This window comes from Streptomyces sp. NBC_01485, from assembly GCF_036227125.1.
GTDB lineage: Bacteria > Actinomycetota > Actinomycetes > Streptomycetales > Streptomycetaceae > Streptomyces.
Genome location: NZ_CP109435.1, coordinates 2,926,006 through 2,942,186 on the forward strand (window position 1 = coordinate 2,926,006; position 16,181 = coordinate 2,942,186).

At 67.5% G+C, this 16,181-nt stretch carries 15 protein-coding genes; 1 reads left to right on the forward strand and 14 read right to left on the reverse strand.

Annotated elements, in window-relative coordinates; all coding sequences use genetic code 11:
• Positions 1–593: 593 nt before the first annotated feature.
• Complete coding sequence (locus tag OG352_RS13455; protein ID WP_329216970.1) at positions 594–6,539, forward strand: LamG-like jellyroll fold domain-containing protein; 5,946 nt, start codon at positions 594–596, stop codon at positions 6,537–6,539.
• Positions 6,540–7,873: 1,334 nt separating this feature from the next.
• On the opposite strand, the gene OG352_RS13460 is transcribed toward OG352_RS13455, so the two are convergent.
• The 14 genes from OG352_RS13460 to OG352_RS13525 all read right to left on the reverse strand — a co-directional run bounded on the left by OG352_RS13460 (position 7,874) and on the right by OG352_RS13525 (position 16,163).
• The gene (locus OG352_RS13460) at positions 7,874–8,776 is read right to left on the reverse strand and encodes a hypothetical protein (RefSeq protein WP_329216972.1); all 903 of its coding nucleotides are present in this window, start codon (positions 8,774–8,776) and stop codon (positions 7,874–7,876) included.
• The gene (locus OG352_RS13465) at positions 8,773–9,420 is read right to left on the reverse strand and encodes a hypothetical protein (RefSeq protein WP_329216974.1); all 648 of its coding nucleotides are present in this window, start codon (positions 9,418–9,420) and stop codon (positions 8,773–8,775) included. The genes OG352_RS13460 and OG352_RS13465 overlap by 4 nt, the downstream gene beginning before the upstream one ends.
• Positions 9,421–9,500: 80 nt before the next feature.
• Entirely contained in the window at positions 9,501–10,214 is a 714-nt protein-coding gene (locus OG352_RS13470; protein WP_329216975.1) for a hypothetical protein, read from the reverse strand.
• A gap of 68 nt (positions 10,215–10,282) precedes the next feature.
• Positions 10,283–10,471 carry a DUF4314 domain-containing protein gene (locus tag OG352_RS13475; protein WP_329216976.1) on the reverse strand — a complete coding sequence of 63 codons (189 nt, stop codon included), beginning with the start codon at positions 10,469–10,471 and terminating at the stop codon, positions 10,283–10,285.
• Positions 10,472–10,735: 264 nt separating this feature from the next.
• Positions 10,736–11,797 carry a hypothetical protein gene (locus OG352_RS13480; RefSeq protein ID WP_329216978.1) on the reverse strand — a complete coding sequence of 354 codons (1,062 nt, stop codon included), beginning with the start codon at positions 11,795–11,797 and terminating at the stop codon, positions 10,736–10,738.
• A gap of 78 nt (positions 11,798–11,875) precedes the next feature.
• Positions 11,876–12,472, reverse strand: coding sequence for a hypothetical protein (locus OG352_RS13485; RefSeq protein WP_329216979.1), 597 nt, complete (start codon positions 12,470–12,472; stop codon positions 11,876–11,878).
• A 15-nt stretch (positions 12,473–12,487) separates the two neighbouring features.
• Positions 12,488–12,775: a hypothetical protein gene (locus tag OG352_RS13490; protein WP_329216980.1), complete on the reverse strand. Its 288-nt coding sequence runs from the start codon at positions 12,773–12,775 to the stop codon at positions 12,488–12,490.
• A gap of 29 nt (positions 12,776–12,804) precedes the next feature.
• Positions 12,805–13,152, reverse strand: coding sequence for a hypothetical protein (locus OG352_RS13495; RefSeq protein WP_329216981.1), 348 nt, complete (start codon positions 13,150–13,152; stop codon positions 12,805–12,807).
• A gap of 163 nt (positions 13,153–13,315) precedes the next feature.
• Complete coding sequence (locus OG352_RS13500; RefSeq protein ID WP_329216982.1) at positions 13,316–13,714, reverse strand: hypothetical protein; 399 nt, start codon at positions 13,712–13,714, stop codon at positions 13,316–13,318.
• 81 nt (positions 13,715–13,795) lie between these two features.
• The gene (locus tag OG352_RS13505; protein ID WP_329216983.1) at positions 13,796–14,098 is read right to left on the reverse strand and encodes a hypothetical protein; all 303 of its coding nucleotides are present in this window, start codon (positions 14,096–14,098) and stop codon (positions 13,796–13,798) included.
• A 115-nt stretch (positions 14,099–14,213) separates the two neighbouring features.
• Positions 14,214–14,897 (reverse strand): hypothetical protein, encoded by a 684-nt coding sequence (locus tag OG352_RS13510; RefSeq protein WP_329216984.1) that lies wholly within the window; start codon positions 14,895–14,897, stop codon positions 14,214–14,216.
• Entirely contained in the window at positions 14,894–15,118 is a 225-nt protein-coding gene (locus OG352_RS13515; protein ID WP_329216985.1) for a hypothetical protein, read from the reverse strand. Before OG352_RS13515 ends, OG352_RS13510 begins: the two co-directional genes overlap by 4 nt.
• Positions 15,115–15,462 carry a hypothetical protein gene (locus OG352_RS13520; RefSeq protein ID WP_329216986.1) on the reverse strand — a complete coding sequence of 116 codons (348 nt, stop codon included), beginning with the start codon at positions 15,460–15,462 and terminating at the stop codon, positions 15,115–15,117. Before OG352_RS13520 ends, OG352_RS13515 begins: the two co-directional genes overlap by 4 nt.
• Positions 15,459–16,163 carry a hypothetical protein gene (locus OG352_RS13525; protein ID WP_329216987.1) on the reverse strand — a complete coding sequence of 235 codons (705 nt, stop codon included), beginning with the start codon at positions 16,161–16,163 and terminating at the stop codon, positions 15,459–15,461. The genes OG352_RS13520 and OG352_RS13525 overlap by 4 nt, the downstream gene beginning before the upstream one ends.
• Positions 16,164–16,181 lie beyond the last annotated feature (18 nt).

Sequence of the window (16,181 nt, forward strand, 5' to 3'; positions counted from 1 at the left end):
CCGCTCGACCGCGTCTCCACCCCGAAATCCGCGCCATGCTGTGCGTCCCCTCCCCCGGCCCCAAACCGCCCAAGTTGCCTTGAAATACGGCTATTTGAGTGCACGTCAAAACGAGGGCACACGTCGATCAAGTCCCCCCGCCGGGTGATCACGCTACGGCCTGATATCGACCCCATACGCAAAGTGTCTCCACAGGAAGAACAAAGGCATTACCCAAACTGGAGCGCAAGTTGGCGCCAATGCGTCAAAAGCGAACTGCAGATGGGCGCTTGGCGATCCATTGACGATGGACCCCGCACACACCGGCCACACAGAATGCACAGCGGCGCGGGGCCCACGGGGGGAACCGCATGAACCCGCGAAGGACCCCAACCCCGATGTCCGCTCCTCACAAAACCGTGCGCGCGCCCAGACGCCCCGCCTCGAGGCCGATCGCCGCCGCCGTCGCCGCCACCCTGACTGCCGGATCACTGGCCGCTACGGCACCGGCGCACGCCGTATCCGGCGCGCCGGCCCCATCACACCAGGCCACTTCGCCTGGCGACGGAGCCCAGTCCGCCGCCAGGCCCCTCAACCCCACAGAGTCGGCCTCCGTGAAGGCGAAGGCGACCGGCAAGCCGGTGACCATCGACCAACTCACCGACACCGGCACCCAGGTGGTCGCCAACCCGGACGGCACCTTCACGCGGACCGACTCCTCGATGCCACAGCGTGTGCAACAGCAAGGAAAGTGGGTCCCCATCGACACCTCCCTGGTGCGGCGCGGGGACGGGACCTGGGCGCCCAAGGCCGCAGTTACGGACGTGGCGTTCTCCGGCGGCGGCTCCGGCGCGCTGGTCACGCTGCGCAGCGGGCCGGACAGGCTGGGATTCTCCTGGCCAGGCGCGTTGCCCGATCCAGTGGTCTCCGGTGACACCGCCACCTACCCGGAGGTGTATCCCGGAGTCGACCTCCAGCTGACCGCGGACGCCTCCGGCTACTCCTCGATCCTGGTGGTCAAGACCCCCAAGAGCGCGTCCGATCCACGACTGCAAAGCCTCGCGTGGAACACCACCTCGGCCAACCTCAAGCTGGCCACCACCTCGAACGGCGGTGTACAGGCCACTGACAAGGGCACCGGCAAGACGGTGTTCCACAGTGACACCGCGTTGATGTGGGACAGCACCGGCAGCGGGCAGAAGGCCGGCGCCACTGCCCTCGCCCGCACGGCAACCACCCCCACCGCCCTGGCCGAACACGCGGCAGCCGCCAAAGTCGGCAAGCACCGCGCCCAGGTCCATGTGACCCTCAAAGACGGCAAGCAACTGCTCGGCCTGGACAAGTCCCTGCTCACCGCGAAGACCACCACATACCCCGTCTACGTGGACCCGGAGTGGAGCGGCAGGCCCTCCCAGCTCGACTGGGCCCGGATCTCTGACAACGGGTGGAACGTCTACAACTCCACATCCACCACCGGTGCCACCAACGCCCGGGAAGGGTGGGACAACAACACCCCCGGCAATGGGGAACGGGCCCGCACCTACTACCAGATCAACACCAGCGGCATCAAAGGCGCTGTGGTCAGCCACGCCTCGCTGTATGTGAAGCAACTCTCCGCCGCCTCCTGCTCCGACACCCCGGCCGCCGTCTACGGCACCGACCGCCCCGCGGGATGGAGCTCCTCCTCGCTGTACTGGGGCCATGAACCCGGCGGGCGCACCGGCGCACTCGGCACCAACCCGATCAGTCACGAGGCCGGCACCTGCCCGGTCACCAACGGTGCCAACTCCTGGGTCAGCCCGCCGTCACTCGAATTCAACGTCACCTCCCGGGCGGTGAGCGCCGCGGCAGGCAGTTGGAGCAGCATGACGCTGATGGTCCAGTCGCCCAACATGAACGACGCCACCCAGTGGAAGCAGCTCGCCTACGGCGGCGGTGCCACACTCTCGGTCACCTACAGCTACCGCCCCAAGCTCAAGAACGGAACCGGCACACCCGCCATCAAGCCCTCCATCGTCAGCTCGGGCAAGACGATGACCACCACCCACACCCCGACTCTCTCCGCCCGCGCGGTCGACCCCGACCTCGCCGGCGGCAGCGAGCTCCTGCGCATCGAGTACAACGTCTACAACTCATCGGGCACCCTGGTGCACCAAGGCTTCGGCCCGAACCTCGACTCCAAGAAACGCGCCCGGTACAACACCAACGGAAGCGACTGGACGACACCGAGCCTGCCGGACGGCACCTACACCTGGAAAGCCACAGCCCAGAACGCCGCAGGCTACTGGGCCGGCACCGGCTCCGGCATCTGGACCAAGACCCAGACCTTCACCGTGGACACCAGCGCCCCGCCCTCCCCCACAGTGGCGTCCAGTCAGTTCCCCGCCAAGCAGATCGGCGCCGCCTTCGGCGACCAGGGCACCTTCGTTCTGGGCAACAACCGCACCAACAACATCACCGGCTACCTGTTCTCCCTGGACGCCACACTCGGCAGCACGGTGTACACCAGCAGCGGCGTCATCCACCTGGCAGCAGGCACGAAGATCGCACAGGGCAAGATCTACTACGCCACCTCCGACAACGGCCCCGGCACCGGCACTTCGGTCATCAACGGAAGCGCCTCCCCTGCCTTCGCCCCTGGCGTGGTGGGGCCCCACACGCTGTATGCCAAGGCGGTGGACCAGGCAGGTTCGACGTCCATCTCCCAGACGGCCTACGCCTTCTACGCCGGGACCAGCACCCCGACGTACGCCTACGGCGACAAGATGATCAGCGGCTGGACCGCGACCAACACCGACGGCACCACCAACGCCGTGCCCAAGGCGACGACCACCAGCACGGGCGGCCAGCTGGTCAGCCAGGCCGCCGGCAGCGGCTACGAGTTCGCCGACGGCTACCAGGCCGTGATCGGCAACAAGAGCACCACCTCGAAGGCCGTCAGCGGTGACAGCGCCACCTTCAGTTTCGACGTCCCCAAGGACGGCCCCTGGAGCTTCGGGGCCAACCTCACCAAGGCCAAGGACTACGGTATCTACGGCCTGGTCCTGGACGCGGGCAAGAGCACCCAGTCCACCCTGATCGGCGGCTTCGACGCCTACAACTCCTACACGACCACCCAGTTCGTCAACCTCGGCATCCCCAAGGACGCCGGCGGGCACCTGCTCACCCTCAATCAGGGCGTACACACCGTCACTCTGACCCTGGACGGCAAGAACCCCAGCTCGACCGGCTACCAGGCGGGCATCGACGTGCTGCGCCTCGGGCCGGCGCTGACCTGCGCGATCAACGCCACCAGCGCCTGCCAGAACAACACGGCCACCAGCACGTTCACCACCACGACCAGTCCGGCCGACGCCGACGGCTCCGGCAGCAGCATCAACTCCGCCGACCTGACGAGCACGGCCGGCTGGCAAAGCAACAAGACAGTCACCGTCAACGGCGCCACCATCACGTTGCCGAAGTTCGGCACCGGCACCTACGACAACATGCTGGCCTCCGGGCAGACCATCACCCTGCCGGGCAGCGGCGTGGTGAACACCGGCGACGCCCTGGTCTTCCTCGCCTTCGCCACCGGCGGCGCCGCCAAGGGCGCCAAGGGCGCCCTCACGTACGCCAAGAACAACTGCCTGAGCAGCGATCCCGCCGACCAGGACTACCAGCTGGACACCGTGCCCGACTGGCTCTCCGGCCCGACCTCCGCGGCCTCGGTCACCCTCGTCCACGAGAACCACAGCAACAACACCCAGACCAGCCCGGCCTCCGGACCGAAGCTCTACGCCATCAGCGTCCCGCTGCAATGCCCCGGCTCGGTCATCAGCAGCATCTCCCTGCCGCTGTTCACCAACGGCGTCCAGACCGGCCAGCCCGCCCTGCACGTCCTCGGACTGGGCGTGCGGCCGATGACCCTCACGGGCAGCGGATCGAGCGCCAAGCACTGGGTCGGCACCTGGGCCTCGGTCCAGGACACCGCCAAAGTGCAGCTGTCCAGCGGCAGCACCGCCACAGTCAACGGACAGACGCTCCGTGTCCCCGCGCACGTCAGTGTCGGTACCGATGACGGCAACGGGGTGCGTATCCACCTGTCCAACGCCATGGGCACCAACCCGGTGACCTTCGACGCGGCATCCGTCGCACTGCAGGACACCACGGCGGGCGGCGCCACCGCAGCCGCGGCACCCACAGCACTGGCCTTCGGCGGTTCCGCCTCCGTCACCATCCCTGCAGGCGGCGACGCCACCAGCGACCCGGTGACCCTGGCCGTCGCGCAGCAGGCGACCGTCCTGGTCAGCCTGCAGGTGCACGGCGCAGTGTCCGCCATGCCCGGCCACGCCACGGCCCAGACCCCCGTCTGGACCAGCGACGCCGCCAACCGAACCGGCGACACCGCCGCCACCAACTACACGCAGACCACCTACACCGGTCTGCCCTACCTCGCCGGCATCGACGTCACCACCCCCACCGCCGCGCCCACCGGCTCGCTCGTCCTCTACGGCGACCAGACCGTCAACGGGGACACGGCAAGCGGCGACGGCCAGCACCACCTCAGCGACGCCATCACAGGCGCCCTGGTCAGCGACTCCAACGGGGACAACTCCGTCGACTACGGGGTCCTCAACGCGGGCACCAACAGCACCAGCCTGAGCAACAACCTGCTGCCCCAGATCACCAACAGCGCCACCCCGAAAAACGCGCTCAACCCCGTGGACCACAACGTGCTGGCCCAGGGCAACGTACGCACCGTCCTCATCTCCACCGGCGCCGCCGACCTGCTCAACTGCACCAGCGACGCCGGCACCTGCGCCACCAACGTGGAGAACGGACTGGGCTCCCTCAACAGCCAGTTGAGCTGGTACTTCACCGACGACAGCCAGACCTACGACGCCTCCGGCCAGCCGATCACCCAGAACTCCAACATCACCGTCTACCTCGCCACCATCCCGCCCTTCACCGCCGCCCACCCGGGCACGGCAACCCAGGAATCCGCGCGCGAGCAGGTGAACAGCTACCTGCTCGACAACTTCCCCAGCCAGGTCATCGACTTCGCCGCCGCGGTCTCCACGGACGGCACAGCCACCTCCTCGACCGTGAAAGCGGCCGACCTGTCCGGCGGCAACCCGTCCAACGCCTACTACACCGACCTCGCCGGCCGGTACCTCAACGACACCAACACCGTGGTCGGCATCGCGCCGAACCTGATCGTCCCGCTCGCCACGGGCAGTGACACCCCCGAGGACGATTGGGAGCTGGCCACCGACGGCACCGACAGCAATGGAGACAACCCGCTCACCGCGGTCGGCGGTACGACCTTCGGCTCCGACGGCCCGGACGCGGTCAACGCCGGTGCCGGCACAGCGTCCTTCGACGGCAGCACCGGATTCCTGGAGAGCGACCACACCGCCGTCAACACCTCAGGGGACTACACCATCTCCGCCTGGGTGAAAATCAACTCGTCCGTCGACGCCACCGCCATCTGCCAAGGCACCAGCCAGCACCAGGCGTTCTACATCGGCTACGACAGCGCCAACCAGGGCTGGATGTTCCAGACCACCACAACCAACGACGCCAGCTCCGGCTTCCCCACCGCGGAAGGCGACAGCAACACCGGCGCCGTTGGCACCTGGGCCCACCTTCTGGTCACCTACACGGCCCCGGTCGACGGGGACACGAGCACAGGCGTGATGTCGATCTACCAGAACGGCAGCCTGATGGGAACGGCCACCAACCTCACCCCTCAGTACGACTCTTCCCTCCCGCTGACCATTGGCGGCTGCGTCAACAGCGTCGATGCGACCAGTCCGTACGCCGCCTTCCCCGGCTCCGTGGCCGACGTCCACACCTACCCGTACGCGATGCAGGCGAGCCAGGCCGGCGCAGACAGCGTGATCGTTCCCATGGGCTGGAACAACGGCATGCCCGAGGACGAATGGAAGCTCGCCGCCAACGGGGCCGACACCGCCGCCCTCAACCCGCTCACCGCTTCCGGCAGCGCCGCCTTCGGCACCGACGCACCGAGTGGGGCCGCCGGCAGCGTGGCCTTCGACGGCAGCACCGGCTTCCTCAAGAGCAAGCAGAGCGCGGTGAACACAGCCGGTGACTACACGGTCTCGGCCTGGGTGAAGATCAACTCAGCTCTCGGCACCACCGCCGTCTGCCAGGGCACCACCCAACATCAGGCGTTCTACCTCTCGTACGACAAGCCCAGTAGGGCCTGGATGTTCCAGACCACCACCACCAACGACGAGAACTCCGACTTCCCCACCGCAGAAGGAGACCCCGACACCGGCCCCATCGGCACCTGGACCCACCTCGTCGCCGCCTACCGGGCACCCATCGCCGGAAAGTCCGGCACCGGCTCGATGGCCCTCTACCAAAACGGAACCCTGATGGGGACCGCCACCAACCTCAGCCCCCAGTACGACTCCTCACTCCCCCTGACCATCGGCGGCTGCATCAACAGCGCAGCAGCCGCCAGCCCGTACCTGGCCTTCCCCGGCTCCGTGGCCGACGTCCACGTCTACCCACGGACACTCTCGGCGACCGAAGTCGGCGCGCTGCACTGACCCCATCGCCGACCAGGGCCCCGCCGCACCCGCCAGTTGCGGCGGGGCCCTGCCGAAGGGCCGGGAAGACCTTGCGCCCTACGGCAGGCGCGAGCCGCATCGGCCTCCTCGTACGCCGAAGGGCCGCTTTCTGTTCGGGCCGTTTCGGGACAGCCCAAAACGCTCTACGCGGGGATAGCTCCGGGACCGTCAGGGTCTTCATCGGGATCAAGTGATCGGCCCCGCGCACGCGGGGCACCTCAGGACCAGTGAGCACGGATGGACTGCTGCCGCCGGACACCACGGTCCTGCTGCACCTGGACTGACGGACGGCGACGGGATCGCCCCAGCTGATCTCCCCCGCAACCAGTGGACCCCGAATACGCCAGGGCCTGTCCGGTGTCATCCCCGCTGACCGGATGGGCCCTGGTCTCCATCTACAGGAGCCCATTGGATGTGTCGAAGCCGAGGGCGCGGAGCGCAGCCACGAGAACGGTCGCCGCGTAGGGTCCGCAACCTCGTCGTACCTCGCGGCCACGACTCGAGCCCCGTGACACGACTCATCGAGAAGTCTCTGGACCGTCTCCAGTACGGGCTGTAAACCCTCGCTCCGGCCGACCTCAGCAGCGGCTCTGTGATCAGGAAAGCCCAGACACAACGTCCTGCCACCCGCCATTCCAATGCCCCTGCCTACCCCTGGCAGGGGTTGAAGGCACGCAGCGGATCAGTGGCTTCCGTTTCCTTGCGTCCTGCGAGCGTCCCGAATTCGACATCCAACCGCCCGCACCAGCCGCACTCGGCGCCTTCCCGAACCGCGACGCCAGCGCATCTCTGCAGGTCAGGCCAGCTCGGCCGCCCACAGACGGCAACGACACCAAACCCACGAGCAGCGGATTCAGTCCGTTCAGGCAAAGTTGACGCCCCGACACCCAAAAACGAACGTTTCCGCAGGTCAGAAGCCTGCACAGGTGGGGCGGGTGGGACTCGAACCCACGGCCGACGGATTATGAGTCCTTTGAGGATCTTGGCGGCCCTTGCCGATCATTGCCGATTCACGCCGTTCTTGCAGGTCAGGCGTGCTGATCAGTGTCAGACCTGTGCAGTGCTTGTCGGTCTGTTCCTGTCCTTGTGGCCCCTCAATGGCCCCTGGGGGTTGATGAGTTGGACGCTTAGCACAGCAGCAGCTGCGTCCGCCCAGTTCAGCCAAGGGGATAGAACCCTCGCACAGCGGATTTCCCTTCCAACGCGCAGAGGCTCCGCCCCTGAGTCGGGGCGGAGCCTCACGGCCGTTTTCGCAGGCCAGCACGTCCGGCTTCAGCCTATCTCTCCCAGCCCTCCGCAACAGCGTCGGATTGTCAGCCGCTGATCATCCCTGCGATGTTCGTCAGCCCGGCGAGGATCGCCTCGACTCCGACGGCAGTGCCGCCCTGGATGAGCGCAGCCTTGATGCGCTGTCCGGCGCTGAGCCGTTCCTGCGGATCCTGGTCCGAGTCTTCCAAGACCTCGACATCTTGCAGGAACTCATCCCGCGCCGGCTGAGCCAACTCAAGCCGAGGAGCTACGTCCCGGAGCTGACGGACCAGGTCGGCCAGTTGTGCGGGTTGGACACCCACATTCTGGGTGACGCTCATCCCCTGAGCCCCAGCCCCGCCTGCCGAGATGTACTGGTTGAAGGTCGGCCCTGTCGCCGACGTATTTTGATCACTCACGAACTTCCTCACTTTCGTACCAGCCAGCGCACAGTCGATACCGCGCGATGTCAGGGTCAACGTCTCCGGCTGGCCGCCGGCACCCGAACCGATCACTGCCAAACCGTGGTCGTGCAGGTAGCGGGCTGCGCGCAAGACCTCGTCGATCTTCAAGTGCTCGCCCAGGAACATTGCGGTGGCAACGAAAAGGCCCAGCCGGAGTCCGTCGGCCGGGTCGGCATACGCCGTCTTCACCAACCCGCCGAGTGCGTGGTCGAGCCGGGCCACGGGATCGGCGCGCTCCGCAACAATCCGCTCCGCCTCCGACACTCCCTCCGCGGTCAGCCGGGCATCGATGGTGGGGCCGGAAGCTACATACAGCGTGACGTAACCACGGGCTTCGAGGAGCTGCGCAGCGCCCTCCAAGAGTCGAGCGGCTCGCTCTTCTTGCGCCACGGGCAGATTCTCCACAGCAGCGAATTCGACAATGTTGACCACCTGGTAGGTGTCCCGACCGGTGTGGTCAGCGAGCCAGACTAGAAGCCGGTACGCGTAGATCTCGGTCGTCACGATGCCCCTGCTCCTTGGTCCCCTGAGTGCTGGTGGACGTCGAGGCCCTGGGCTCCGACTCCGCCAGAGTGGATGTTCTGGATCAGCTGAGTGCCCTGGGGACGCATGTACTCCCGCACGGGCTGGCCGGACATCACGCAGGCGCGGCCTTCCGGCGCCAGCCAGACTCCGGTGAGCGGCCCGCCGGTGGTGGTGAGCATCTTCAGCTCGACCAAGCTGGTCGCGGCCTCGGTAACTTCCTCTGCGGTGAGCTTGCTGGCGTAGAAGTAGCCCGCCGGGGAGCCGATGAAGTCGATGAGTTCCACCGGACGACTGGGCAAGACCGTCTCGAACACCCAGGCCAGGATGGCGTTCTCGGCGTATGCCAATCGCTCCCGGCGACTGCGGACCGCTTCGAATCGGCGTCCCGCTTCCCGTACCCCGACAGGGGTCAGTGCAAATTCCACGACCTCGTGGGTAATCGCCCGCTTCCCGACAACCAGCTCCTGCCCCATCAGGATGGAGACAGCCCGTTGGCCGGCGTCCTCCGAAGCATCAAGAGTCGAAGGCACCCACGATTGGATCCTCATCCAGTACGTGGTGTCACCTTCGCTCGACTCCAACGCCCAGAACAGCAGCTCGTCGACGAGCCAGTCCGTTGCCATGGCGAGAGCCTAGTGGGCAACATGCCCTACTTCTTGGCGCTCCGGAGGGGCGCGGAAGTTGTCCGCGCCCCTCAGCCGGTTCAGGACTCAGGTTCGGTGGCCGTGGCTGTTGCCGGGCGCTTCGGGCTTCGCCTGCGGGGGCGCCGACCGAGGGCGGGACTCGGCTCGGGGGCGGGCTGATCTTCCATGCCGATGTCAGCGCCTTCGCGTGTCGGTTCCGGGGCGACTTCGATGTCGGAGACCGCCTCGGGGCTCGGCGGCTCCTCGGGGGCGGCATCCAGCTCCTGCGGCGCAGATTCCTCGAGGTCCTGGTCGTGGCCATCAAGGGCCAGCGGGGCTTCCCGTTCGGCGGCTACGGCGGCAAGGGCGTTATCGAAAAGGGCTATCCATGGCCGGTGGCCGACGTAGCGGGGTTTGTAGTCGAAGGCGGGGAGGAGATCGTCTTCGAGGATGCGCAGGATGATGAGTTCCGGATCTTCGTCGGCTTCGGTGACGAGGGTGGTCGCCTTGTTGTAGCGGTGACCTTCAGGGAGGCGTGCAGTGACTTGCGCTTCATAGAGGGCGTGGTCGGCCAGGGTGGCGCTGTCGGGGGGCGGGGGTGCGGCGCTGCCGGTGATCCAAAGTTGGACAGTGGTTCCGCCGAAGATGGGGCGGAAGCTGATGCCTCGTCCGTCGCTGCAGAGGAGGTGGGCTGCGCCGTCGGCGGGCGCTTCGGCGTCGATCGCCCACTCTCCGCCGAGGCTTTGGGCGAGGTGGGCCGCGGCTTCTCGAACTGCGGCGTCGGTGATGAGCATGTGTGGTTCTCCAAGAGGTCTGCGGGTGAAGCGGCGGGCCCGCCCCCGCGGGGGCGGGCCCGGTATGGCTATGCGGGGCGTACTTCGTCGCCGTCGTCGAGGAGCATCGAGAGGGTGGAGCCGCTGTCCCAGCTCACGGAGAGGATGGAGAGGTTGGCGTCGAACCGGTGGACGGTGCCTTCATCGCCGGGCTTGAGTTCAGTGTGCGAGTCGGTGGTGTGTACGAGGGCGATGCGGTCGCCCCTTTTGTAGGTCATCTGCGCTCCAGTCGTGATGTGTTGTGGAAGTCCTGGTGGGCCGACTGCTAGGCGTCGTGGTCGCATACCTCGGTGGGGCAGGCTCCGCAGTCGAAGCAGTGGTCGCATGCACAGGCGTCGCAGCCCGGTTTCTGGCACCGGACGTCGTGGCTTCGGCAGTACGGGAATGTGAACGGTGGCTCTTCCATGACTCCCCTCCCCTTTAGTTCTATTCTATATGCATTAAGGGGAGAGTTCAAGATCGGATAAGGCAATTTCCGCAGGTCAGGCCGCTACATCGCGTATCAGAGCTTCGACCTTCTGGATGGCCGCGAGGAAGACGGCCTGCGAGTGCAGTCGATCGCGCCGCTCCAGGGACTCCAGTGCCTCCCGGGCAGCCCTGGCGGGCACGTTGCCTTCGTGCAGGGTGTCGCCGCACCCGATGAGCACGTGCGGGCCGAGGTCCCAGAGGATCGCGTTGACGGCGGCGCCCGCCGCCGCGAGGGGGTCGATGTCCGTCAGCGACCATCCGAACTGGTGCGGGTCGATGCCGCGTTCGCGCATGACCTGTACGGCGGCGCGGTACATGCCACCGGTCCCGCCCGCGGGCTCGTCGAACTTCATGCCGGGCTCAAGCCGCATGTCGTCGAGCAGCATCCTGGCCATCAGGTAGGCGACATCTGGCGGCGTGTGTATCTCCGCGAGTGCATCGTGAGCGCCTTCGGAGCGCATGACGGCAAGCAGGGTTCCGATCACGTCGGTGGTGGAGCGGAGATCGGGGTCATCGCTTGCGGTCAGGTGCAGGAGCCCGTTGGTGAGCGCGGCCTCGACGACGGCTCGTACGGCAGCGGCTCGCCGAACATCGGGCTTCTCGTCGTCGACCCACTTGTGGAGAGGTGTGGCTCGGTCGATGAGGTCGGGTCGCGTGATCCACACGCGGGCCCAGCACTCGCGGAAGGCGGCCAGCAGCTCGGTGTCGTCGAGGCTGAGCCACCAGTCGGCGGCAAGGTGGGCGTCCGGGCCGCGCAGGGGCCACAGGGCGAGCGCGGCAACCGTGCCGATGGGAATTTCGATGCTGCTCCCCCCGTGCGCGTGGTGCCAGGCGTAGCTGACGGCTTCCGCGATCTCGAATGCGTGCGCGTGCGGGTTGCTCTGCGCCGGGCGGTAGTGACCCAGCTTGGGCTTGACGACCGCGAGCGAAGGGCGAGGCATGGCGGCGGGGATGGTTACGGGCGCGGGGGCCGGCGGCAGATTGGTGAGGTACTTGCGGGTCGGGGCGGCAGGGGTGGGCGGCGCGGGTGGCTGGTCGGGCTCGTCGGGGTCGGCGAACAGATCGAGTTGGCTCATGCTGGTCCTCCTGGCTCGTAGGTCTGCGCGCGGCGTCGCGTGTCGGCCCGCGGGGGTGCTGGCCGACACGCGTCGCCGTCAGGGGGCGTGCTGGATACGGCGGAGCAGGATGGCGGCTTCCTCGGCGCGTCCGGCGTCGACGAGCGCGGCGTGGTGGAGCAGCTCGGTCAGGTCCTCTGCGGTGAGCTGCGCGAGGACGTCGGTGAGACTGAGGTGCCGCATGTCTGCGGAGCGGTAGGGGTAGCCGGTCGCGATGGTGAAGACCAGCCCGGGTATGAGCCGGTCGGTGTGCTCGTCGGTGAGGCCGAGTTGGCGGCCGACGCGGTGGATGGCGTCCGGGTCGCCGAGGATGGCGTTCGCCGGTACGGCCTGATGGGCGAGCCTGGTGGTCTCCATCTCCCGGTCGAGATAGGCAGTCCAGGTGAGGCGTGCGTCGGCGTCCCGGCCAGCGGCCGTCAGGGTGGCGGCGATGAGCAGGGCCTTGAATCGGTCGCTCTTCAGCGCGAGGGCGAGGTATTCGGCCGGTGTGATGCCGGCGTTGACGATCGCGGGGTGGTGGGCCTGGGCGCGGAAGAGGCCGAGGGCGGCGCGCAGTGCGCGAACGGCGGCGTCCGGGTGAACACCCAGTTCTTCGGCGACGCGGAGGGACAGGGTGTGCAAGACGGTCGGGCTCATGTGGTCTCCAGAGGTCTAGTCGGTGGACTGGTTGAGGGTGGCGAGGTAGGCGTTGGCCGCCGCCAGACGTGTCGGGCTGTTGACGAGCTCTTCCGACCAGATCCGCAGGGCGACGTCGCCCGCCACGTCCTTGTCGGGTGCGGTGATGACGTAGGCGGCCTGGCCGGATGCCTCCAGTTCGGCGCACCGTTTGTCATGGGCGGCGTCGTCCTCGGGAGGGGTTTCGACGGCAACGACTTCTATCTGTGCAGGGTTCGGCTCCTGGTAGATGACCCACCACTGCCGTGCGGGTGGACTGGGCATAGCTCTCCTTTGGTGTTCAGGGGCGGGCGTCAGACCTGGGGGTCCGGCGCGGAGTAGTGAGTGAGGAGTTCCGCGATCTCTCGGCCGATGTGGTCCATGAGCGTGCGGATGTGCTTCCTGTCGCCGCGCAGGTAGAGGGCCAGGTCGAGGACTTCGGGAGCGGCGGCGTAGGCGAGCAACTCCCGGTACTGCTCGACGGTGAGGGGTTCGAGGTCGTCGGGGCGCAGCGCCCAGGCGGCGACGGCTGCGCTGTCGGCGAGGCGCGTGGCGGCGCGGAGTGTGGCGGTGTCGGGCGCGCGGGCGAGAAGGATGAGGAACATCGCAGCGAAGTGGTGGTCCGGCGTGTTGATGACCGGTACCGAGGGGCGAGCGGGCACGGATGCCTCCGGTTGAGGATGAACGGGACCCCGAATGCTTCTTTTCTATATGCATTCAGGGGATACTGCGGCCCTGCCGCGAGCGAGCGCGGAGGGGGTCAGCCCTGACTGATGTCGACCACGAGCGCCACTCCGCCAACGGGGCGGTCACCCTCACCGACGGCTACCACCGAAGGTGACCGATCTCGCGAGGAGGGAGGCCGCGAGGGTTGGCGGGGAGAGGGATGGCGATGTCGCGCTCGTCGGTCAGCGGGTGGACGAAGTAGTAGCCGGGCGGGTGCGTGCGCAGGTCCGCGAGCCGAGCGAGGAAGCACAGATCGGCGGTGAGCTTGACCCAGATCGGGTCCGGCTGCTTTTGCAGGTCGAACCGGAGAAGGAGTCGTCCGTCGTCGCCGTGCAGACTCCATAGGGCATAGCCGGGGTCGTCGCGGGTGGCGACGAGAGTCCTGATGCGCGGCTCGATCGCCACCGCCGTCACGGCCATGCGCCTCAGTACGGCGCGGGCGAGGTTGCGGGTGGCCTCACACACCCGCCGGTCCGCGAGCGGGCAGGGATCTTGCACTTCACGTGCCTCCTTGACATAAGGCCGCCCGGCGGCCGGGATGCGGTGGTCACCGGTCGCCGGACGGAGTCGCCGACGGCGTCAGCCGACGGGGATGGGACGGTTCTGCAGATCCAGGAAGATGCAGGTAGCTGCGGCGGTGGGCCTGTAGTCGGCCACGATTCGACCGTCCTTGTCCCAAGTGAGGAGTTGGACCAGGACGTCGAGCAGCGGTTCGGGGAGCATCTGCCGCCAGTTGCCGTAGTCGGTGCCGGGGAACCACTCCTTGCAGGTCCGCTGGAGGGATTCCACGATGGCTTCGGCCAGCCGGTCCGCCTGGGCGGGGCTGATCTGCTCGGCACTCAGGCGCTGGCGGATGCCCTCGGGACTGAAGGGGTCTGTCACGGTCTCTCCTGACGGTTCAAGAAGGGGGCCGCCCCCCCTTCCTTCTAGTTCTATTCTATATGCATTTGGTAGGGAGGCAAGATTTCCGGCAGATTTTCTTGATCACCGGAGGACTTTATTTCCGCAGGTCAGCAGCCAAGTCCGCAGGGGTGAGGTCGCGTATGTGGAGGACTAGCCGCGCGCCCTCGACCACGTGCCCCATGCGCATGTCCGGGCCGACGACGCGCGTGTGGTCGTCGTCGTCCAGGACGCCTTGGTCCACCAGCCCGTCGATGCACGCCTTGAAGCTGGGATACCAGTTGGCCGGGTCTCTCCTCTGCCTGTCCTCGGGGTGCAGAACGCCGATGACGTGGACCCGTTCCAGGTGCGGCACTGCGCGTGAGGCGGCCCAGGCCGCGCGTCGCAGCACCCTGGTGATCTCCGCGCGCTTGTGGTGGTGGAGCCGCTGGTTGGCGTTCAGGAGCGTCAACCGGGGCGGTAGCGCGACCCTGAACTGGCGGCCGGGCATCCCCTCGAACCAGTCCGGTTCCTCCTCACCCAGAACTCCGACCGGGGGAACTGCTGTGGGCGTTGCCAACTCCGTTGCGTCGGGGGCGTATCCGCTCCGGCGGGGCACGCCGGCGTTGGTGAAGGCCGACGCGTGCAAGGCGGAGATCAGCATGAGGCGGCGTCTGCGGCCGGTCGCGGCGTCTGCGACCAGGGCGCGTATGTCCCCCGGCTTGTACTGCTCGATCCGTATGCGGATGCTGTCCCGCGGGTCGCAGGCCGCGAAGATCCGTCCGGGCTTGATATGGGTCACCCGCGCCCCCGGTCGACGAGATGCGACAGGGCCTTCGCCGCCACCGCCGCCGGCCACGCGACGATGACCACCGCGAGGTACAAGGCGACGGCGCCTGGGCGCAGTTGGCACACAAGTCGCAGGGTCGGGTCGTAGGCGAGCAGCCTCCGGAAGGCGTCCGCCAGGATCACGGCTCCCGCTGCCCACGCGAGGAGGACGAGCAGGGCGAGCGCACTGGTCACGACTCCACTTTTCTGGTGTCGACGTGAACCCAGACGGTACGAAGGACGCGGGCTCGGGCCAGGCGCAGGGCAAGGGAAGCTGCACGGCCGTTCCGGTGCGCGGCGAAGCCCGCGCAGATGGCGGGGGAATCGGTGCCGAGCGTGGCGTGGCAGACAATGTGCCCCTCCTCGGCGATGGCGTTGGCGATCATCTCTGCCACGCGCCCCTCTTCCAGGCGCATCAGGTTGCCCGGCCGGAAGATGCACGTGCCGCATCGCCCCGCGCAGATCCGGACGCTCCATGTCGCCGGGTCGGCAACGTCGTGGCGCAGCCCGTCGGACGAGTAGGTGGCAGAGCTGGTCATCGATCGGCCCCCGGAGTGGCGGCACGAACTGCCTCACCGGTCGCTGCCAGCAGCATCTCCAGGCAGTGGGAGAACAGTTCGGGGTCCGGCGCGGTGAAAGCGGCCCCGTAGAGGGCAAGCGTGGTCGCGGTGTCCCCATTGGCGAACGCGGTGATGAAGCGTGCTGCGAAGAGATGCGGCTGCGGGACGATGTCCTCGGGACGGCTGTCGTCGGAAGTCAGAATGATCCAGGACGCCGTGTCGGCATCGAGTCCCTGCATCTTCGCCAAGGCTGCCTTCGCCATAACGGCGAGCCCCGTCGCGACGCCGTACATCAGCGAGGGTGTCCCGTTCCGTGCGAGGTCCGCCAGGATCTCCTGGGCCTCGTCGTGGCGCCCTTCCGTCCAGTGGGTGACCGCCTCGACGAGGCGCTCGCTGACCATCGGGTGCGTCACTGGGGCGCCCCCGTTCGTCGGCATGACCGGCACGGACCAGGTTCCGGGCTGGCCCGGAACCTCTCTCCAGCCGTTCACCGCCTCCGGAGTTCGGGCGTCGGGTCGAATCATGTAGCCGTGCTCGATCAGCCGGTGCCCGGCGCTGGCCGGGCGGAAGCTGTCCCAGTCGAAGACGAGGTCCACCAAGTCGCCGTCGTGGTCCTCGGCCAGAACTCGAATCCGGTAGCCGTCCGGCGTTCCGGTGCACATTGCGGTCAGGTGCTTCACTGCGATTCCTCTCGGTTG